The organism is Mesorhizobium australafricanum (assembly GCF_033977265.1).
GTDB classification, from domain to species: Bacteria; Pseudomonadota; Alphaproteobacteria; order Rhizobiales; family Rhizobiaceae; genus Mesorhizobium; species Mesorhizobium australafricanum.
The window spans coordinates 1-20,434 of the sequence record NZ_JAVIIT010000023.1; the positions used below are offsets into that span (position 1 = coordinate 1).

At 64.1% G+C, this 20,434-nt stretch carries 16 protein-coding genes; 3 read left to right on the top strand and 13 right to left on the bottom strand.

The window, feature by feature from the left end:
- Positions 1-193: 193 nt before the first annotated feature.
- Complete coding sequence (locus RFM98_RS28370; protein ID WP_320311871.1) at positions 194-622, bottom strand: Lrp/AsnC family transcriptional regulator; 429 nt, start codon at positions 620-622, stop codon at positions 194-196.
- Between the two features lie 196 nt (positions 623-818).
- Here RFM98_RS28370 and RFM98_RS28375 point away from each other — a divergent pair, with 196 nt between their 5' ends.
- Entirely contained in the window at positions 819-1,928 is a 1,110-nt protein-coding gene (locus RFM98_RS28375) for a saccharopine dehydrogenase family protein (protein WP_320311872.1), read from the top strand.
- A 36-nt stretch (positions 1,929-1,964) separates the two neighbouring features.
- On the opposite strand, the gene lpdA is transcribed toward RFM98_RS28375, so the two are convergent.
- The 4 genes from lpdA to RFM98_RS28395 form a co-directional block, all read right to left on the bottom strand.
- Positions 1,965-3,377: a dihydrolipoyl dehydrogenase gene (gene lpdA, locus RFM98_RS28380; RefSeq protein WP_320311873.1), complete on the bottom strand. Its 1,413-nt coding sequence runs from the start codon at positions 3,375-3,377 to the stop codon at positions 1,965-1,967.
- Positions 3,378-3,574: 197 nt separating this feature from the next.
- Positions 3,575-4,885, bottom strand: coding sequence for a dihydrolipoamide acetyltransferase family protein (locus RFM98_RS28385; RefSeq protein ID WP_320311874.1), 1,311 nt, complete (start codon positions 4,883-4,885; stop codon positions 3,575-3,577).
- A gap of 16 nt (positions 4,886-4,901) precedes the next feature.
- Entirely contained in the window at positions 4,902-5,915 is a 1,014-nt protein-coding gene (locus tag RFM98_RS28390; RefSeq protein ID WP_320311875.1) for an alpha-ketoacid dehydrogenase subunit beta, read from the bottom strand.
- Positions 5,916-5,917: 2 nt separating this feature from the next.
- Positions 5,918-7,150, bottom strand: a complete 1,233-nt coding sequence (locus tag RFM98_RS28395) for a 3-methyl-2-oxobutanoate dehydrogenase (2-methylpropanoyl-transferring) subunit alpha (RefSeq protein ID WP_320311876.1) — start codon at positions 7,148-7,150, stop codon at positions 5,918-5,920.
- Positions 7,151-7,609: 459 nt separating this feature from the next.
- On the opposite strand from RFM98_RS28395, the gene holA reads away from it, so the two are divergent.
- Positions 7,610-8,653 carry a DNA polymerase III subunit delta gene (holA, locus tag RFM98_RS28400; RefSeq protein WP_320311877.1) on the top strand — a complete coding sequence of 348 codons (1,044 nt, stop codon included), beginning with the start codon at positions 7,610-7,612 and terminating at the stop codon, positions 8,651-8,653.
- A 34-nt stretch (positions 8,654-8,687) separates the two neighbouring features.
- Here holA and RFM98_RS28405 read toward each other — a convergent pair whose 3' ends face one another.
- The 7 genes from RFM98_RS28405 to mnmE all read right to left on the bottom strand — a co-directional run bounded on the left by RFM98_RS28405 (position 8,688) and on the right by mnmE (position 16,555).
- On the bottom strand, positions 8,688-9,464 hold the full coding sequence (locus RFM98_RS28405; protein ID WP_320311878.1) for a DUF2182 domain-containing protein: 777 nt from the start codon (positions 9,462-9,464) through the stop codon (positions 8,688-8,690).
- Positions 9,465-9,509: 45 nt separating this feature from the next.
- A complete protein-coding gene (locus RFM98_RS28410; protein WP_320311879.1) occupies positions 9,510-10,136 on the bottom strand; it encodes a DUF1326 domain-containing protein in 627 nt (208 codons plus the stop codon).
- 665 nt (positions 10,137-10,801) lie between these two features.
- Positions 10,802-11,695 (bottom strand): ParB/RepB/Spo0J family partition protein, encoded by an 894-nt coding sequence (locus RFM98_RS28415; protein ID WP_320311880.1) that lies wholly within the window; start codon positions 11,693-11,695, stop codon positions 10,802-10,804.
- Between the two features lie 65 nt (positions 11,696-11,760).
- A complete protein-coding gene (locus RFM98_RS28420; protein WP_027169565.1) occupies positions 11,761-12,558 on the bottom strand; it encodes a ParA family protein in 798 nt (265 codons plus the stop codon).
- Positions 12,559-12,575: 17 nt separating this feature from the next.
- The gene (gene rsmG, locus RFM98_RS28425) at positions 12,576-13,211 is read right to left on the bottom strand and encodes a 16S rRNA (guanine(527)-N(7))-methyltransferase RsmG (RefSeq protein ID WP_320311881.1); all 636 of its coding nucleotides are present in this window, start codon (positions 13,209-13,211) and stop codon (positions 12,576-12,578) included.
- Positions 13,208-15,082 carry a tRNA uridine-5-carboxymethylaminomethyl(34) synthesis enzyme MnmG gene (gene mnmG / locus RFM98_RS28430; protein WP_320311882.1) on the bottom strand — a complete coding sequence of 625 codons (1,875 nt, stop codon included), beginning with the start codon at positions 15,080-15,082 and terminating at the stop codon, positions 13,208-13,210. The genes rsmG and mnmG overlap by 4 nt, the downstream gene beginning before the upstream one ends.
- A 162-nt stretch (positions 15,083-15,244) precedes the next feature.
- On the bottom strand, positions 15,245-16,555 hold the full coding sequence (gene mnmE / locus RFM98_RS28435; RefSeq protein WP_320311883.1) for a tRNA uridine-5-carboxymethylaminomethyl(34) synthesis GTPase MnmE: 1,311 nt from the start codon (positions 16,553-16,555) through the stop codon (positions 15,245-15,247).
- 139 nt (positions 16,556-16,694) lie between these two features.
- Between mnmE and RFM98_RS28440 the strand changes: the two genes are divergently transcribed.
- On the top strand, positions 16,695-18,707 hold the full coding sequence (locus tag RFM98_RS28440) for a thioredoxin domain-containing protein (protein ID WP_320311884.1): 2,013 nt from the start codon (positions 16,695-16,697) through the stop codon (positions 18,705-18,707).
- Positions 18,708-19,010: 303 nt separating this feature from the next.
- On the opposite strand, the gene rho is transcribed toward RFM98_RS28440, so the two are convergent.
- A complete protein-coding gene (rho, locus tag RFM98_RS28445) occupies positions 19,011-20,276 on the bottom strand; it encodes a transcription termination factor Rho (protein ID WP_320215772.1) in 1,266 nt (421 codons plus the stop codon).
- Between the last annotated feature and the right edge of the window lie 158 nt (positions 20,277-20,434).

Here is a 20,434-nt window from a genome sequence, read left to right on the forward strand (position 1 = left end):
CGTACTTCTCGCAAGATCGACAAAACCAATGGCATTGCGGCCTCCTCTGCTTCGAGAAAGCCACTCAAGAATCCTTCTTTTGCTGCATGGCAATACACAATCGACTTATCTGCGATTCCCCTGCCCTTGAGGGGGAGATGTCCGGCAGGACAGAGGGGGGCGCTGTCCCGCCAGCATCTCCAACTGGCTCCGCCTACCGATCCACCCTTGTCGACAGAATAATCGACGACGACGTCCGCTCCACCCCGTCCATCGCCCCGATCCGGTCGAGCAGCGCGTCGAGATCCCTGATCGACGGCGCCTCGACGATGACGATCATGTCGAAATTGCCGCTCACCGAATGCACCGTGCGGACCGGCGGCATCGCCTGCAAGGCGCGCACCACCTTGTCGGCGAGTTTCGGCGTGACGGTGAGCAGCACATGCGCCTTGACCAGCCCCTGCTCATAGTCGGGCGACAACCTGACCCCATAGCCGGCGATGATGCCGCGCTGCTCCAGCCGCTCGATGCGGCTTTGCACCGTGGTGCGCGACACGCCGAGCTGTCGCGCCAGCTCGGCCGTCGAGGCGCGGGCGTTGGCGCGCAGCAGGGAAAGCAGGGCTTGTTCGGCTTCAGTGATCATTTCGACGATACCTTTCGGCAGATCGCTTAAAGTTAAGCGTCATATTGCCAGATTCCACGCTTCCTTTCGACCGGCAAGCTGCGATGATTCCTAGCAATTCGCAATTCCAGGAAAGATGTGAAGCGGCCGGGGTCGGCGGCTTCGCCGCAGCCTTCCACCCGGAACTGCGAAAGCAACTCAGGAATTGGCAGGGGTATTGATCATGAAGAACATCGTTGTCGTCGGCGCCGGCAAGATCGGCTCGACCATCGCGGAAATGCTGAGCAGCACCGGCGACTACCGCGTCATCCTCGTCGACCGCTCGGCCGCCCAGCTTGCCGCCGCCGAATTGCCGGCCGGCGTCGCGACGCAGGAGCTCGACATCGCCGCCGCGGGTGAGCTTGAGAAAGTCCTTGCCGGCAAGTTCGCCGTGCTGAGCGCCGCCCCTTTCCACCTCACCACGCGCATCGCCGAGGCCGCCGCCGCCACCGGCGTGCACTATCTCGACCTCACCGAGGATGTCGTCTCGACCCGGCGGGTGAAGGAGCTGGCGCGTGACGCCAAGAGCGCCTTCATTCCGCAATGCGGCCTGGCGCCGGGCTTCATCTCGATCGTCGCCAACGACCTTGCCAGCCGCTTCGACACGCTGGAAAGCGTGCGCATGCGCGTCGGCGCGCTGCCGCAATATCCGTCCAACGCGCTGAACTACAACCTCACCTGGAGCACCGACGGCGTCATCAACGAATATTGCGAGCCCTGCGAGGCGATCGTCGAGGGCGAGCTGATCGAAGTGCCGCCGCTCGAGGAGCGCGAGGAATTCTCGCTCGACGGCGTCACCTATGAGGCCTTCAATACCTCCGGCGGCCTCGGCACTTTGGCCGAGACGCTGAAGGGCAAGGTGCGCACGCTGAACTACCGCACCATCCGCTATCCCGGCCACGCCGCGATCATGAAGGCGCTGCTCAACGATCTCGGTCTGCGCCACCGCCGCGACGTGCTGAAGGACATCTTCGAAAGCGCGCTGCCGGCGACGCTGCAGGACGTGGTCATTGTCTTCGTCACCGTGTCGGGCCGCAAGAACGGCCGCCTGCTGCAGGAAACCTACGCCAACAAGATCTATTCCAAGCGCGTCGGCAATTTGGTGCGCAGCGCCATCCAGATCACGACGGCTTCCGGCATCTGCGCCGTGCTCGACATGCTGGCCGACGGCAGCCTGCCCGCGAAGGGTTTCGTGCGCCAGGAAGACATCGCGCTCGACGCCTTCCTCGCCAACCGCTTCGGCCGCGCCTACGCGCAGCACGAGATGGTAAGCCGGCTGGCGGGTTGAGCTCTTCCCCTTCTCCCGTTGTGGGAGAAGGGGGAGCTAAATATGCAGCGCGTGGCCCAGCGCCTTCAGCGCCGCTTCCTGGAAGCCTTCGCCTTGCGTCGGATGCGCATGGATGGTGCCTGCGATATCCTCCAGCCGCGCGCCCATCTCGAGCGCCAGGCCAAACGCCGCCGACAATTCCGACACGCCTTGCCCGACCGCCTGGATGCCCAGCACCAGATGGTTGTCGGCGCGGGCGACGACACGCACAAAGCCGTCCTCGCCCTGTTTCGTCATGGCGCGGCCGTTGGCGGCGAACGGGAACTGCCCGATCTTGATCTCGCCGGCGAGCGCCTTCGCCTCTTCCGGCGACAGGCCGGCGGTGACCAGTTCCGGATCGGTGAAGCAGATCGCGGGAATGGCGCGCTTGTCCCAGCTTCTTTTGTGGCCGGCGACGATCTCGGCCACCATCTCGCCCTGCGCCATGGCTCGATGCGCCAGCATCGGCTCGCCGGTGACGTCGCCGATGGCATGGATGCCGCGCATCGAGGTGCGACACTGGTCGTCGATGCGGATGAATTTTCCGGCCCTGTCGAGATCGATCTGTTCCAGTCCCCAGCCCTCGGTGAGCGGCTTGCGGCCGACCGTCACCAGGATCCTGTCGGCGGCGACCTTGGTGTTTTTGCCATCGGCCGTCTCCACCAGCAGCGCATCGCCCTTGCCCGCCTGTCCCTGGGTCGACAGGCCCTTGGCTTTGGCACCTGGCATCACCTCGACGCCAAGGTCGCCGAGGCGCTTGAGCACCGGCCGGGTCAGCTCGGCATCATATTGCGCCAGCACACGCGGCAAGGCCTCGACCACGGTGACATGAGAGCCCATCTTGGCGAAGGCCATGCCGAGCTCGAGCCCGATATAGCCGCCGCCGACGACCGCGAGCTTCTTCGGCACCTCGCTCAGCGCCAGCGCCTCGGTGGACGAGATGACCGGTCCGCCAAAGGGCAGGAACGGCAGCTCGACCGGCGCCGAGCCGGTGGCGATCACGACCGTCTCGGCGCGGATCACCTGCATGCCGGTCTCGGTTTCGACCTCGACCGTCTTGCCGTCCCGGAACGTCGCCCAGCCCTGTACGGTCTTGACCTTGGCCTTCTTCAGCAGGCCGGCGACGCCGCTGTTCAGCCGGCTAACGATCCCGTCCTTCCAGCCGACGGTTCTCGCCAGATCGAGCGTCGGCGCGGCGACCTCGATGCCGAGCGGGCTCTTGCCGCCGGCCATATGCGCGATCTTCTCGAACTCGTCCGCGGCATGGATCAGCGCCTTGGACGGGATGCAGCCGACATTGAGGCACGTGCCGCCCGGCTTGCCCGCCTCGACAATCACCGTGTCGACGCCAAGCTGACCGGCGCGGATGGCGCAGACATAGCCGCCCGGACCGGCGCCGATGACGAGCAGCTTGCAGGAGATTTCTTTCATGGGGTCACGCTATTTTGGTTGGAGGAGACCCCCTCATCCGGCCGCTTCGCGGCCACCTTCTCCCCGGGGGGAGAAGAGGACAGCGAAGGCGCCGGCGACCTCCTCTCCCCCCGGGGAGAGGTCGGATTGCCCCGAATTGCCCTTCGCAATTCGGCTGGCAATCCGGGTGAGGGGGTCTTTGCGACCGTTGTCATTCTTCAATCCACGAAAATCAGCGCCGGCGTCTCCAGCAGCGCCTTGATCCGCTGGACGAACACCGCGGCATCCCAGCCGTCGATGACGCGGTGGTCGAAGCTGGACGACAGGTTCATCATCTTGCGCGGGATGAACTGCGTGCCGTCCCACACCGGCCGCACCATCATCTTGTTGACGCCGACGATCGCCACTTCCGGATAATTGATGACCGGCGTCGTCGCCACGCCGCCCATGGCGCCCAGCGAAGTGATGGTGATGGTCGAGCCGGAGAGTTCCTCGCGCGTCGCCGTGCCGGTCTTCGCCGCGTCGGCCAGCCGGTTGACTTCCGCCGCGCAATCCCACAGGTCGCGTGCCTCGGCATGCTTGACCACCGGCACCACCAGCCCGTTCGGTGTCTGCGCGGCGATGCCGATATGGATGCCTTCATGCTGGCGGATGATGCCGGCATCGTCGTCGAATAGCGCGTTGAGGTTGGGCTGCTCGGCGATCGCCTTGACCATCGCGCGCATCAGGAAGGGCAGCAACGTCAACTTCGGCCTTTCCGTCCCCTTGGCTCCGCGCTTCTCCTTGTTCAGCGTCGCGCGCAATTCCTCCAGCGCCGTGACGTCGATCTCCTCGACATAGGTGATGTGCGGGATGCGCGATTTGGCCAGCGACATCTTTTCGGCGATCTTGCGCCGCAGACCGACCACCTTGATGTCCTCGACGCCGTCCTTTTGGGCAAGCCCGGTGGCGCGCGCGACTTGCGGACCGCGCGCGACAAACGCGTCGATATCCTCATGGCTGATGCGCCCGGCCGGCCCGCTGCCCCCAACCTGGCGCAGATCGATGCCGGCCTCCCTGGCGCGCAGCCGAACGGCAGGCGACGCCAGCGGCTTTTCGCGCTGCGCCCGTGGCGCGCCGGAAACGGATGCCGGGCGCGAAGCTTTCGACGCGGCGGCGACTTTCGGCGCTTCGGGCGGCTTGGGCACGGCTTTCGGAGCACTCGGCGCCGGTTCGGGCTTTGCCTCGGCGGACTTAGCCGGCGTCTCAGCTTTTGGCGCCGCTTCGGCGGCCTTCACATTGCCTTCGCCGGCTACCTTCAGCCGCACGATCGGCGAGCCGATCGCCACCGTGTCGCCGATCTCGGCGCCGAGCCAAAGAATCTCGCCATCGACCGGCGAGGGTATTTCGACGGTTGCCTTGTCGGTCATGACGGCGGCGAGAACCGTGTCCTCGCGCACGAGGTCGCCGACCTTGACATGCCACTCGACAAGCTCGGCCTCGGCGACGCCTTCGCCGACGTCGGGCAGCTTGATGATGTGTTCGCCCAACTAAGCCTCCCCCACTCTAAGCTTCCAATGTTTCGACGAGCGCGCGGCCGACCCGCGCCGGGCCGGGGAAATAGTCCCATTCCTGCGCATGCGGATAGGGCGTGTCCCAGCCGGCGACCCGCGCCACCGGAGCCTCCAGATGGTAGAAGCAGTTTTCCTGCACCAGCGAGACCAGCTCGGCGCCGAAGCCGGAGGTGAGCGTCGCCTCATGCACGACGACACAGCGCCCGGTCTTCTTCACCGAGGTGACGATTGCGTCGAGGTCGAGCGGCAACAGCGTCCTCAGATCGATGATTTCGGCATCGATGCCGGTTTCCTTGGCCGCGGCCTCGGCGACATAGACCATGGTGCCATAGGCTAGCACGGTGACCGCCGAACCTTGCCGGCGGATCGCCGCCTTGCCAAGCGGGATCGTGTAATGACCGTCGGCGACCTCGCCGAGCTCATGCTTCGACCAGGGCGTCACCGGCCGGTCGTGATGGCCATCGAAGGGACCATTGTAGAGCCGCTTCGGCTCGAGGAAGATCACCGGATCCGGATCCTCGATCGCCGCGATCAGCAGCCCCTTGGCGTCATGCGGATTGGACGGCACCACCGTCTTCAGGCCGGAGACATGGGTGAACAGGGCTTCCGGGCTCTGGCTATGCGTCTGGCCGCCGAAGATGCCGCCACCGGTCGGCATGCGCACCACGATCGGGCAGGTGAAATCGCCGTTCGAACGGTAGCGCAGCCGTGCCGCTTCCGAGACGATCTGGTCGTAAGCCGGATAAACATAATCGGCGAACTGCACCTCCACGCAAGGCTTCAGCCCATAGGCGGCCATGCCGATGGCCGCGCCGACGATGCCGGATTCGCTGATCGGCGCATCGAAGCAGCGGCTCTTGCCATATTTGGCCTGCAGGCCTTGCGTGCAGCGGAAAACGCCGCCGAAAAAGCCGACATCCTCGCCGAACACGACCACACCCTCGTCGCGCCCCATCGATACGTCCATGGCGTCGCGGATCGCCTCGATCATCGTCCGTCTTGGCATGATCAGACCCCCGCCTGCTGGCGCTGGCGCCTGAGATGCGCCGGCATCTCGGCATAGACGCCCTCGAACATGTCACGCGTCGACGGCTTGCCGCCGGCATGCAGCGTGCCGTGGCTCTCGGCCTCCTTCTGCGCCGCGATCACCGTTTCCAGGATCTCGGCTTCCGCCTGGGTGTGCCGCTCTTCCGACCAGACACCCCGGTGGATGAGATGGTTCTTCAGCCGGATGACCGGATCGCCGAGCGGCCAGGCATCCGATTCCGCCTTCGGCCGGTAGGCCGACGGATCGTCCGAGCTCGAATGCGCCCCGGCGCGGTAGGTGACATATTCGACCAGCGTCGGCCCGAGATTCTTCCGCGCCCGCTCCGCCGCCCATTTCGCCACCGCGTGCACCGCGAGATAGTCGTTGCCGTCGACGCGCAGCGCCGGAATGCCGAAGCCCAGCCCACGTGCCGCGAAAGTGCCGGAGCCGCCGCGCGCAATGCCCTGGAAGGTCGAAATCGCCCACTGGTTGTTGACGACGTTGAGGATGACCGGCGCCTTGTAGGTCGAGGCAAACACCAGCGCGGAGTGAAAGTCCGACTCCGCCGTCGAGCCGTCGCCGATCCAGGCAGCGGCAATGCGCGAATCGTTGGAGATCGCCGAGGCCATCGCCCAGCCGACCGCCTGGATGTACTGCGTCGCGAGATTGCCGGAGATCGAGAAGAAGCCGTGCTCCTTCGAGGAGTACATGATCGGCAGTTGGCGGCCTTTCAGCGGATCGGCCTCGTTGGAATAGATCTGGTTCATCATCGTGACCATCGGATAGCCGTCGGCGATCAACAACCCGGCTTGCCGGTAGGTCGGGAAATTCATGTCGCCGGGCTTGAGCGCCTTGCGGAAGGCGCAGCTCACCGCTTCTTCGCCCAGATGCTGCATGTAGAAGGAGGTCTTGCCCTGGCGCTGCGCCATCTGCATGCGCGCGTCGAAGGTCCTGAGCGTCATCATGTGGCGCAGGCCTTCGAGCAGTTCCTCGTCGGTGAGCAGCCCAGCCCATGGCCCGACGGCTTCGCCGGCGCGGTTCAGCACCCGGATGATGGAGAAGGCCATGTCGCGGATCGTGCGCGGATCGACGTCGATCTCCGGACGCGGCACCGAGCCTGCCTTGGGAATGGTCACATTCGAGAAGTCGGGCGTGCCGCCGGGCCGAACCTCGGGCTCGGGCACGTGAAAGCGCAACATTCCAGCATCGGCCATGAGCTCACATCCTCCAATGTTGCCGGTGCGATAGTGGCACATCCGCGCCGCCAATTCATCGGGCGAGATGGCGGGCCGTCCTCCCGGTCATTCGCCCCCTCGAGGCGAGTGCGGCACGCACGGACAAGATGCAGATATGGCGACGAAATTTCTTGTCGATGTTCTTGGGCGTCGCGCAATTTGGTGGACGTTTGTGGGACGGTTGTCGCCAGATAAGACAATTGCGGGGTCACGAGGGCGTGGCGCGGTTCTTCCTTCTCCCCTTGTGGGAGAAGGTGGATCGGCGCGCAGCGCCGAGACGGATGAGGGGTGTTCCAGCGGAGTGAGGCGTCGGCTTTCCCTGGAACACCCCTCATCCGGCCGCTGCGCGGCCACCTTCTCCCACAAGGGGAGAAGGAAGAAGACGCTGGCGCCGATCTCCGGTTCACCCCCACCCCGCGCCATGCTAACTCACCCCGCATGGCACAGAAGAAAGGATACGAGGTCGATTCGTGGCTCGCGAGGCCGGATCCGGCCATGGCGATCGTCCTGCTTTACGGCCCCGACCGCGGCCTGGTCGCCGAGCGGGCCAAGACCTTCGCGACGAAAACCGGCCTGCCGCTCGACGACCCGTTCTCGGTGGTCAAGCTGGACGGCGCCGAAGTCGACCGCGACCAAGGCCGATTGCTCGACGAGGCGCGCACCGTGCCGATGTTCTCCGACCGCCGGCTGCTTTGGGTGCGCAATGCCAGCGGCCAGAAGGCGCTCGCCGACGACATCAAGGCGCTGACCGCCGAGCCGGCGCGGGACGCCATCATACTGATCGAGGCGGGCGACCTGAAGAAGGGCACCGGCCTGAGGGCCATCGTCGAGGCCGCCGGCAACGCCATCGCCTTGCCCTGCTATGCCGACGAGGCCCGCGACCTGGATACGGTGATCGACGACGAACTGCGCAAGGCCGGTATGTCGATGACCCTGGACGCCAGGCAGGCGCTGCGCCGCAATCTCGGCGGCGACCGGCTGGCCTCGCGCGGCGAGATCGAGAAGCTGGTGCTCTACGCGCACGGCCGGAAGGAAATCGACGCGGACGACGTCAATGCGCTGTCCGGCGATGTCTCCGGCGCCTCCTTCGATGCTGCGGTCGACGCCGTGCTGGATGGCAGGGTCGGCGATTTCGACTTGGCCTTCAACCGGCATTGCCAGTCCGGCGGTCACCCGTTCCTGGTGCTGTCCTCGGCGATGCGCCAATTGCAGGCGATGCAGGTGATGCGCGGCCAGATGGAAACCGGAGGCCGAAACGCCGCCTCGGTCGTCGCCGGCGCCCGCCCGCCGGTCTTCTTCTCGCGCCGCAAGCTGGTGGAAAAGACGCTCGAACGCTGGAATGTCGAGGCGCTCGGCCGCGCGCTGGGCCGGTTGCAGACGGCGGTGCTGCAGACGCGTAAACGGCCGGACTTGTCCGAAGCGCTGGCGAGACAGGCGCTGCTTGGCATCGCCATCGAGAGCGCGCGGCTGGGGCAGCGGTAGAAAGGCGATCCTTTCGCCCGTGAGCCGCCTTCGCTCAGTTCATCATCATGGCGTCCGCCGGCTGGAAGGTTGGCAGCGCCTGTGGAAAGACCAGCACCGCTGCGCCGTAAAGGACCAAGGCGACACCCGACACTTTCGCTATCCTCTCTCCCAAGGGAAGCGTCTTTTCCGCAAAGACCAGCAAGGTGACCACGGCCATTGCGGCGACGTTCATGATCCCGAGCGGAAAAAGAGCGAGAAACAAAAGCCAGCAGCAGCCCAGGCAAAACAGCCCATGCTCCAGGCCCATGCGCACCGCGCCCCACTGACCATCGCGCCATGAGGTCAGGATGAAGCCGACCGGCGTACGGCATTTGGCCAGGCACAGATCTTTCAGCGGGGAGAGCTGGTAGGCACCCGCAATCATCAGCAGCGCGCCGCCGATGCGCGCGGCCGTCGCCGTGGACAATCCCACATGCGCGGCAAGCATCTCCGAGCCCGCCGCGCCGGCAAAGGCGAGGACGCCCATCACGCCCCAAACCAGCAGGTACCCGGCCACGAACACCCAGGTCGAGACAAAGGTTTCGCCGCGGCCCTGTTTGCCGGCCTGCACTTGGTGAAACGTCAGGATCATCGGCGCGGCCGTTGGAAACATCATCGCAACCATCATGATCATCCAGACGGCAAGAAACAGCGGCGCCTTCATGCCCATGGTGGGGGAGTACATTTCCATGCGCATGTCCGCGTCGTTGCCGATCCGCTGCCAGACGAGCAAGGCCCACGCTGCCGCCGCGATAACGATCAGCAACGCGAGAATGACGTTTCGCTGCAACGTCGGCGCCAGGGGCGAGTGAGGTCCGATCATGCGACTGGGGTGCTATTGCTGGCCGGACCAATTGATCGGAGCGTAATGTCCGTTCCGGCGGGAATTGTCCCAACTCATGTCATGGTCGCTGAACGTACTGCCTTCCGCCCCCATCGCCAGAGCCAGCCAGTCGGGATTGATGGGATGACCGGTGGCCGCCCACATCTGCCCATCCTCGCGCATTGTCGGCAGCGGTTCGACCGCCATCTTCATGATGCCCGCAATCTCCGCCGATCGTTTCTTGCCGTCTATTCGATAGCTTATCGGAACCTTCTTGGCTCCGAGGTTCGTGCCGATCATCGGTGCCAGCAATGCCATCGGGCCACCCGCGACGCCGGTGAAGATCGCGCCTAGCGCCTCTGTTTGCCTGTCATCGGCCCGTTCGTCGATATAGGCGGCAGCCGTCCAATTGCCGTCCGCCATCGGACCTGGGGTGTGGGCAACCATCGCGACGCTGAGGCCATCCAGTCGAACATCGCCAAAATTGCCCTTGTCGATATGAAAGACCAAGCCGACGTCGCAAACGCCTTTCGTCGGTTTCGATGTCAGCTGCGCGTTGGTGGACAACAGGCAAGGGCATACGACATCGCAGCTACAATTTTCGAAATAGCTTCCAGACAATTGCCAACTCGTTGCCATTTTCACCTCCCGGCTCTGTCAGGCGGGTCGGCATGGATCGCTTTGGCGAGGTAGCGCCGCTTGGATCGTAGAAACGGCATATAGCCCAACATCGCGACTGCTCGGCACGCCAGGGCATTTAGTTTAGTTGTGTCTAATGCAGGTTACGCCGACGCCCGGGACTGTCAAGCCGAGCGCCCCCGCACCGGCGGCTGCGCTGGCCAGACAGGCCCTGCTTGGCATTGCGATCGAGAGCGCAAGGCTGGGGCAGCGATAGGCGGTTCGCCGATCTCCCCCACGTGGGAGATGTCGCCGAAGACGACAGAGGGGGTTCTATCCCGCCGGCATCGTCGCGGAACTGGCTGGTGAGCGTTCTGGACCGTGCCGGCTCTTAACCGTCACAGCATGGATTCTAGGGTCTGCGCGCGTCGCTTCGCTCCTTGCTCCGCCCTAGAATGACGAAGGACAGGTTCGCGGGCAGTGTCCTCTGCCCCAGCAGGGCACCTCCCTCACGAGGCCCCACAACGGGGAGAGCAACCGTCACCAACGCCTCGCCATTCGCCATTGCAAAAGAAAAGGGCCGGCATGGCGCCGACCCTTTCTTCGTCTATCACCGATATATCAGGCGTATCCAACCTTAAGCCGAAACCTCACATATCAGCCAAATACCGTTACGCCCCAACCGCCTACCGCTCATCCTTCAATCGCCGGCACAGCTCATCCAGCTGCTCCAGCGAACGATAGTTGACCTTGAGCGTGCCGCCTTTGCCCTTGTGATCGATGCTGACGATCATGCCGATCGTGTCGGTTACCAGCTTTTCCAGCGCCAGCGTGTCGGGGTCCTTGTCCGGGGCGCTCGCCGCCGACTTCGTCTTGGCCGGAGTCGGGCCGGCGGGCATCTGCGCCAGCGCTTCGGCCTGGCGTACCGAAAGCCCTTCCTTGACGATGCGCTTGGCGAGCCCGGCAGGGTCTTGCGCGGTGACCAGCGTTCGGGCATGGCCGGCCGACAATTCGCCATCGACCAGCATGTCATGGATGACATTGGGCAATTTGAGCAGCCGCAGCGTGTTGGCGACATGGCTGCGGCTCTTGCCGATCACGTGGCCGAGATCGGCCTGTGTGTAGCCGTGCTCGTCGATCAACTGCTGATAGCCTTGCGCCTCCTCGACCGGATTGAGGTCGGCGCGCTGCACGTTCTCGATGATCGCCAGTTCCAGCGCCGTGCGGTCGTTGACGTCGCGCACGATCAGCGGGATCTCGGTCAGGCCGGCGCGCTGCGCCGCTCGCCAGCGCCGCTCGCCGGCGATGATCTCGTAGCGGCCGGGCTGCGCGGGCGAGGGCCGCGCCACCACCGGCTGCACCACGCCATGCTCGCGGATCGACTGGGCAAGGTCGGTGAGCTCGGCTTCGCCGAAATGCCGGCGTGGATTCTTCGGGTTCGGGCTGACGAACTCGATCGGCACCTTGCCGTCGGCCGCCACCACGGCGCTCGGCTTTTCCGGCGCCGCCGGACGGTCGATTTCGCCGATCAGCGCCGCGAGGCCACGGCCCAGTCTTTTTCTTGATTGGTCTTCGCTCATTGGTTTGTCCAGATCGTTTCGGGATCGAATCGGCTAATTAACCAAGCTGCCGGAGCGCCTGGCGCTTAGGCGGCGCGCAGCTTGCGCTCGCGGCGGATCACCTCGGAGGCGAGCTGCAGATAGGCCTGGCTGCCCGAGCATTTGAGATCGTAAAGGATCGCCGGCTTGCCGTAGGACGGCGCTTCGGAGACCCGTACATTGCGCGGGATGATCGTCTCGTAGACCTTGTCGCCCATATGGGTGCGCACGTCCTGCACGACCTGGTTGGCGAGATTGTTGCGGCCGTCATACATGGTGAGCACGATGCCCTGGATGGTGAGGTCCGGGTTGATCGTGCCGCGCACCTGCTCGACCGTTTCGAGCAACTGGCTGAGGCCTTCGAGCGCGAAGAATTCGCATTGCAGCGGCACGAGAACGGAATCGGCCGCCGCCATGGAATTCAAAGTCAAAAGATTGAGCGAGGGCGGGCAGTCGATCAACACATAGCCGAACGGCGCCGATCGCTCTGCGGCGGCGCGCAGCGCATTGCGCAGCTTGAGCACCCGGTCGGGCGCGGAGGCGATCTCCATCTCGATGCCGAGCAGGTCGAGCGTCGAGGGAATGATCGATAGGCCCGGCACCGCGGTCGGCACCGCAGCCGCCTCCAATTCCAATTCGCCCGTCAAAACATCGTAGGACGAGGTGGTGCGGTCCTTGCGATCGATGCCGAGGCCGGTGCTGGCATTGCCCTGCGGATCGAGGTCGACGATCAGCACGCGCTCGCCGATGGCGGCCAGCGCCGTGGCCAGGTTGATGGCCGTCGTCGTCTTGCCGACGCCGCCCTTCTGGTTGGCAACTGTGATGATACGCGGTCCAGTTTTCATGGGTTTATGCCAGTGATTCATTGCGGTTTCGCCGGGCGCAAGTCGCTGATTTCCAGGATGACGCCGTAGGCGTCGGTCATGCTCGGATGTTCTACCAGATCGAAGGTCCAGCGGTGAGTGCTTTCTTCCACTTCGGCGCGGTAATCCCTGCCTTTGTGGAAAAGCGCGCGCGCGCCTTTGGCCAGCCAGGGCGCCGATAGATCGAGCAAGTTCGGGAGCGCGGCAAGCGCCCTGGCGGTGACGATTTCCGGTGCAGAAACAAGGGCATAGCTATCGTCGATGCGCTTGGCCACGACTCGCGCCGGCAGACTGAACTGGCCGATGACGGATTGCAGGAACGAGGCTTTCTTGCGGTTGCTTTCGACCAGATCGATCGACGCGCCGGGACGCTCGGTCAGCAGGAAGCCAAGCACCAGTCCGGGAAAACCGCCGCCTGAACCGAGGTCGACCCAGCGTGTTGCGGCGGGCGCGATTCGCGCGAGCTGGGCGCTGTCCAGGATGTGGCGGCGCCAGACGTCATCCAGCGTCGACGGCGCCGCCAGATTGATGCTGCGGTTCCATTTCAGGAACAGCTGTTCGAAGGCTTGCAGCCGCTCGAATGTTTCACGTGAAACTGGACCCGCCGCCTTCTGCAGATCTTCCCAGGCGCTCACGCCACGTCCCTTCGCGCGGCGAGTTCGGCGTTGCGGACATGCGCGACAATGATGGCAAGCGCCGCTGGCGTCATACCTTCCATGCGCTGCGCGTCGGCGATCGAACGCGGCTGACGCGCTTTCATCTTCTGCTTCAACTCGTTTGAAAGGCCGGGGACATCCGAAAAGTCGACGGTCTCGGGTATGAGCCGCGATTCCTCATGCCTGATCTGCGCGACGTCAGCCTGCTGTCGGTCGAGATAGACGGAATATCTCGCTTCTGTTTCAAGCCGCTCGGCAGTCTTGGCGTCGAGCCCGGCAAAGCGTTGCTCAACGCGGCTCAGCCAGGCCATGTCGACAGTAGGGTGCGCCAACAGCTCATAGGCCGAGCGGCGCACGCCGTCCTTGTTGATCTCCAGCCCATGCCGTGCCGCCTCATTCGGCGTCAAAGTCACCGACTTTGCCAATGTGCGGGCCTGATCGAGCTTGTCACTCATCTCGCCGAAACGCTGCATCCGCTCCGAAGATACGATGCCGAGCTTGTCGGCCCACGGCGTCAGGCGTTCATCGGCATTGTCGGCCCGGAGCGAAAGCCGGAACTCCGCGCGGGACGTAAACATGCGATAGGGCTCGGCGATGCCTCGACTGGTCAGATCATCGACCATCACACCGATATAGGCTTCGGTGCGGCTGAGCACGACCGGCTCGCCGGCGGAAGCCTTGCGCGCCGCGTTGATGCCGGCGAGCAGGCCTTGGGCGCCTGCCTCCTCATAGCCTGTGGTGCCATTGATCTGCCCGGCAAGGAACAGGCCGGCGACGCGCTTGGTCTCCAGCGTTGTCATGAGCTCGCGCGGATCGACATGATCGTACTCGATCGCATAGCCCGGCTGCAGCATTCTCGCCGCTTCCAGTCCAGGGATCGTCTTCAGTATCTCGAGCTGCACCTCCTCCGGCAGCGAGGTCGAGATACCGTTCGGATAGACGGTGTCGTCGTCGAGGCCTTCCGGTTCAAGGAAGATCTGGTGGCCTTCGCGGTCACCGAATTTGACGATCTTATCCTCGATCGAAGGGCAATAGCGCGGACCAACACCTTCGATCGAGCCGGAATACATGGCCGAACGATGCAAATTGAGGCGAATCAACTCATGCGTCGCCGTCGAGGTGCGCGTGATGCCGCAATGGATTTGCGGATTGGCGATGCGGTCAGTCATCAGCGAGAACGGCACCGGATCCTCGTCCGCCGCCTGGCTCTCCAGTGACGCCCAGTCGATGGTGCGGCCGTCGAGGCGAGGGGGCGTGCCCGTCTTCAAGCGCCCTAGCTTGAAGCCCGCGCGGCCCATGGTCGCCGACAGCCCCAGGCTTGCCTGCTCGTTCATTCGCCCGGCAACGATCTTCCTTTCGCCGATATGGATCAGGCCGCGCAGGAAGGTGCCGGTGGTCAAGACCACCGCACCGCAAGCCAGCCGCCGGCCGCCCGAAACCAACACCGCCGCCACGCGCCCGTCTTCGATTTCGAGATCGAGAACCTCGCCCTCGACCACGTCGAGATTGGCTTGCTCGCTGATCGCGCCCTGCATGGCGAGACGATAGAGCTTGCGGTCGGCCTGGGTGCGCGGACCGCGCACGGCCGGACCTTTGCGGCGATTGAGCAGCCGGAACTGGATGCCGGCGGCATCGGCAACGCGGCCCATCAGCCCGTCCATGGCGTCGATCTCGCGCACGAGGTGCCCCTTGCCGAGACCGCCGATCGCCGGATTGCAGGACATGACGCCGATCGTGTCGAAGCGCAGCGTCACCAGCGCCGTCCTGGCGCCGGCGCGCGCGGCAGCGCTCGCTGCCTCGCAGCCGGCATGGCCGCCGCCCACCACCACCACATCATAGTGATTGGTCATTATCCAGGAATCCGGTTTCAGAGATTGTCCGACACATGTCCCCGCTGCCTCGTGCTGTCAAGGACGAAGGCACGTTTCACGTGAAACATGGATGCGGCGCATCCCGCAGTGTTTCACGTGAGTCATCACCAGCGTGGAAGCCCGCCTCGTGTTTCACGTGAATCACTTACCAATGCAGAACTGTGAAAAGATGACGTCGAGCAGATCCTCGACATCGACTGCGCCGATGATCCGGCCAAGACGATCGGCCGCCAGCCGCAACTCCTCGGCGCATAGTTCCTGACTTTGTCCAGACAACGCGGCTCGCAGACAATCCGTCGTCTCATTGAGAAGCTCAACATGGCGCAGCCTTGACGGCAGGATGTCGCCCGCGTTCCCGACTGCCGCGGCCGCGCGGGCCCCGATCTCGCTGAGGACACGCTCCAGCCCGGTGCCCACCTTGGAAGAAATCACTAGGTCGTAGCCATCGCCGGCCCCGGCGCTGGCGATATCCGCCTTCGTCCCGATCTTGAGCAACGGAGCCCCGCTCGGAACATCGCCGGCAGAAGCTGGATCGGCCATATCCTCCAGCAACAGGACCAGGTCCGCCGCTCCCGCCTTGGCCCGCGCCCGCTCGATCCCGATCGACTCGACCTTGCCTGCGGCCTCACGCAGGCCGGCGGTGTCGACAATGCGCACTCTCATCCCGTTGATATCCATGACGACCTCGAGCAGATCGCGCGTTGTGCCCGGTTCATCGGTGACGATCGCCGCCTCGCGCTGCGCCAATGCGTTGAACAGGCTGGACTTGCCGGCATTCGGAGCGCCGAGGATAACGACCTCAAAACCATCGCGAATGATCTCCGCGGCCTTGAACCCTTCGATATGTCGCTCGATCTCCCTGATCATCGCCGCCACGTCGGACCAGACCGCTTCCGAAACGGACCCCGGCACATCTTCTTCGTCGGCGAAGTCGATCTCCGCTTCGATCATGGCTCGCGCATGGATCAGCCGGCGGCGCCAGCTAGAATAGAGCTCGCTCTGCGCGCCTTCCGCATTGCGCAAGGCGAAGCGGCGTTGCGCTTCCGTCTCGGCATTGACCAGATCCGCCAGCGCCTCGGTCTCGACAAGGTCGAGCTTGCCGTTGAGAAAGGCGCGCCGGGTGAATTCGCCAGGCTCGGCATGCCTCACGCCTTCGAAGCCAGTGAGGGTTTCCAGCATTTTCGCCGCGACGGCGCGGCTGCCATGGACCTGGAATTCGGCAACATCTTCGCCGGTGAAGCTGCCAGGACCCGGAAAGAACAGGACAAGGCCGTGGTCGATGACCGAGCCGTCGGTCGCCTTGAACCTCCGCAACATGGTGAACCGATCCTTAATGGCGCCCGCAATCGTTTCGACCACGAATCGAGTCCTGGGGCCGGAAATGCGGATGACGGCAATGCCGGCGGGTAGGCGGCCGCTTGAAAGTGCTACGATCGAATCCTTCGACGCCATTAGGGAATCCATTTGCCGAACCTGCCGAACCGCCTAGTTCAAGGAACAGAGCATGATGTCGCCCGAAAACCGCTTCGCACTGTTCGGCATCCTGCTCTAGCCTTTACCTAATCAAACCCAACATGCCGAGCCGCCCATCGTGACCTTGCCCGCACAAAACCTGCTTGCCCAAGAGGCCAGCCCCTATCTGCAGCAGCACAGCGACAATCCTGTCCATTGGCGAGGCTGGTCGCCGGCGGCCCTTGCCGAAGCGAAGGAACTGGAGCGGCCGATTCTGCTCTCCATCGGCTACGCCGCCTGCCACTGGTGCCACGTCATGGCGCATGAAAGCTTCGAGAACGACGCCGTGGCGGCCGTCATGAACCGGCTCTACGTGAATATCAAGGTCGACCGCGAGGAGCGGCCGGACATCGACCAGATCTATATGGCCGCGCTCCATGCCATGGGCGAGCAAGGCGGCTGGCCATTGACCATGTTCCTGACGCCCGACGGCAAGCCTTTCTGGGGCGGCACCTATTTCCCGCGCGAGGCGCGTTACGGAAGGCCAGGTTTCATCCAGGTGCTGGAAGCGGTCGATAAAGCCTGGCGCGAAAAACGGCAGAGTCTCGCCGAAAGCGCCGACGGGCTGACCGCTCATGTCGAGCAGCGGCTCGCCGGCGCTACGGGCAAGGCGGTCCTCGACCGCGACGCCTTGGCCGATCTGGCCACGCGCATCGACGGCATGATCGACCGTGATCTCGGGGGATTAAGCGGCGCGCCAAAATTCCCCAATGCGCCCTTCATGCACGCTCTATGGCTCTCTTGGCTGCGCGACGGCCAGACCGCGCATCGCGACGCCGTGCTGACCAGCCTCGAAAGAATGCTCGCAGGCGGTATTTACGATCATGTCGGCGGCGGTCTCAGCCGCTACTCGACCGACGCCGAATGGCTGGTGCCGCATTTCGAGAAGATGCTTTACGACAACGCCCAGCTCATCCGTCTGTGCAATTGGGCCCAGGCTGAGACCGGAAACAGCTTGTTCCGGATACGAATCGAAGAAACGGTCGCCTGGCTGCTGCGCGAAATGCGAGTCGAGGGCGGCGCCTTCGCCGCCAGCCTCGACGCCGACAGCGACGGCGAGGAGGGGCTTTTCTATACATGGAGCCGCGACGAGGTCGAAGCCGCGCTTGGCGACGATGCCGCGGCGTTCTTCCGCTATTTCGAGCTTGCGGCACCGCATAGCTGGGAGGGTAAGCCGATCATTCGCCAGAGCGAGACCCAGCAAGGTCACGCCGACCATGCCCGGCTCACACCTTTGAAAGCAGAACTTCTGGCCGTCCGCGAACAGCGTGTCAGGCCCGGCCGAGACGGCAAGGCGCTTACCGACTGGAACGGACTGATGATCGCGGCCCTGGCGGAAGCGGGCCGTTCCCTTGGGCGGCGCGACTGGGTCGATGCCGCGGCAAAAGCCTTCGCCCATATTGTCGGGGCCAGCCAGGACGGCCGCCTGCCGCATTCCATGCTTGGCACGAAGAAACTCTTCCCGGCGCTGTCGAGCGACTATGCCGCCATGACCAACGCCGCGATCGCGTTGTTCGAGGCGACCGGCGATCCGGCCTATTCCGATCGCGCCATGCACTTCATCGGCGAGCTTGATCGCTGGCATCAGGACACCGAGACGACCGGCTACTGGCTGACGGCGTCGGACAGCGGCGACGTTCCGATCCGCATCCGTGGCGACGTCGACGAAGCAATCCCGTCGCCCACCGGCCAGATCGTCGAAGCGCTGGTGCGGCTTTCCTCGCTCACTGGCGATCCCGGTCTCTGGGAAAAAGCCTGGACGACCGCCGAGCACGCCATGGGCCGCGCCGCGAGGCAGTCCTATGGCCAGGCCGGCATCGTCAACGCCTGCGCGCTGGCGCTAGAGCCACTGAAGCTCGTCATTATAGATAAGCCCGGTTCTTCAAGCCTTGTTCCGGTCGCGAATCGAAATCCCGATCCGCGCCGGGTCGATATCGTCGTGCCGATCGGCACGGAGGCGAATCGACCTTTATTGCCGGGTGGCGTGCTGCCGCCGACGGACAAGCCGGGCGCCTGGTTCTGCAGCGGGCAGCTGTGCCTGCCGGAGGTCACGGATGCGGGTGAGTTGGAGAAGCTGGTGCGGCGAGGGTAGTCAACCGACACAGAAGCCATACCGGGTTTCCCAATTCCCAGCGCCGGCGCTGCCCCTCATCTGGCTGCCGCCATCTTCTCCCCGTAAACGGGGAGAAGGGACATGTCGCCGCCGGCTTCGCCAATCGCCAGCATTGCAGGGAGGGCGTCGGTGATGCGGCCAGCCTCTTTCTCCCCGTTTACGGGGAGAAATGCCCGGCAGGGCAATGAGGGGCGGCGCCAACCTTTCCCATTATCGTCCAGCGATCGCACGGCAGCGTTGAAAAGCAAGAAGGGCGGGAAAGTTTCCGCCCTTCTTAGCCAATCACGTATTCATCGAATCGAAGAAGTCCGCGTTGGTCTTGGTCTGCTTGAGCTTGTCGATGAGGAACTCGATCGCATCGGTCGTGCCCATCGGCGCCAAGATACGGCGCAGCACGAAGATCTTCTGCAGGTCGGCGCGCGGCACCAGCAGGTCTTCCTTGCGGGTGCCGGACTTGAGGATGTCCATCGCAGGATAGATGCGCTTGTCGGCCACCTTGCGGTCGAGCTGGATTTCGCAGTTGCCGGTGCCCTTGAACTCTTCGAAGATGACTTCGTCCATGCGGCTGCCGGTATCGATCAGCGCGGTGGCGATGATGGTCAGCGAACCGCCTTCCTCGATGTTGCGGGCGGCGCCGAAGAAGCGCTTCGGGCGCTGCAGCGCGTTGGCGTCGACACCGCCGGTCAGCACCTTACCGGATGACGGCACGACGGTGTTGTAGGCGCGGCCGAGGCGGGTGATCGAATCCAGAAGGATGACCACGTCGCGGCCATGCTCGACCAGACGCTTGGCCTTCTCGATCACCATTTCAGCGACCTGTACGTGGCGGGCCGCCGGCTCGTCGAAGGTCGAGGAGATCACCTCACCCTTCACCGAGCGCTGCATGTCGGTCACTTCCTCCGGCCGTTCGTCGATCAGAAGCACGATCAGATAGCATTCCGGATGGTTGGCGGTGATCGAGTGCGCGATGTTCTGCATGAGAACCGTCTTGCCGGTACGCGGCTGCGCGTTGATCAACGCGCGCTGCCCCTTGCCGATCGGCGCCACCAGGTCGATCACGCGCGGCGAGATGTCCTTCGAGGTCGGATTGTCGACCTCCATCTTCAGCCGCTTGGTCGGATAAAGCGGCGTCAGATTGTCGAAATGGATCTTGTGCCGGATCTTTTCGGGATCGTCGAAATTGATGGTGTTGACCTTGAGCAGCGCGAAATAGCGCTCGCCCTCTTTCGGGCTGCGGATCGGGCCTTCGACCGTATCGCCGGTCTTCAGCGAAAAGCGCCTGATTTGCGACGGCGAAATATAGATGTCGTCGGGACCTGGAAGGTAATTGGCGTTGGCCGAGCGCAGGAAGCCGAAGCCGTCCTGCAGCACCTCGACCACGCCTTCGCCGATGATCTCGACATCCTGAGCGGCGAGCTTCTTCAGGATCGCGAACATCAGCTCCTGCTTGCGCATGACGCTGGCGTTCTCCACCTCGAGCGATTCGGCATAAGCGATCAGCTCTGGCGGCTTCTTGTTCTTGAACTCTGCGAGTTTCATTTCTTGCATTAGATAGACTCTGGGTAGGCTTTGGAGAGGAAAATCGGCTGGATGCGACAAATGCCGGGCGCGGCCGAAGCGAGTGAAAAGGGCGGCGCATGACGGGAAGGAAGACCCGTCTTGTATCGTCGCTCGACTGAAAGAGCAAGCCGCCTTTTGCTGTGGTC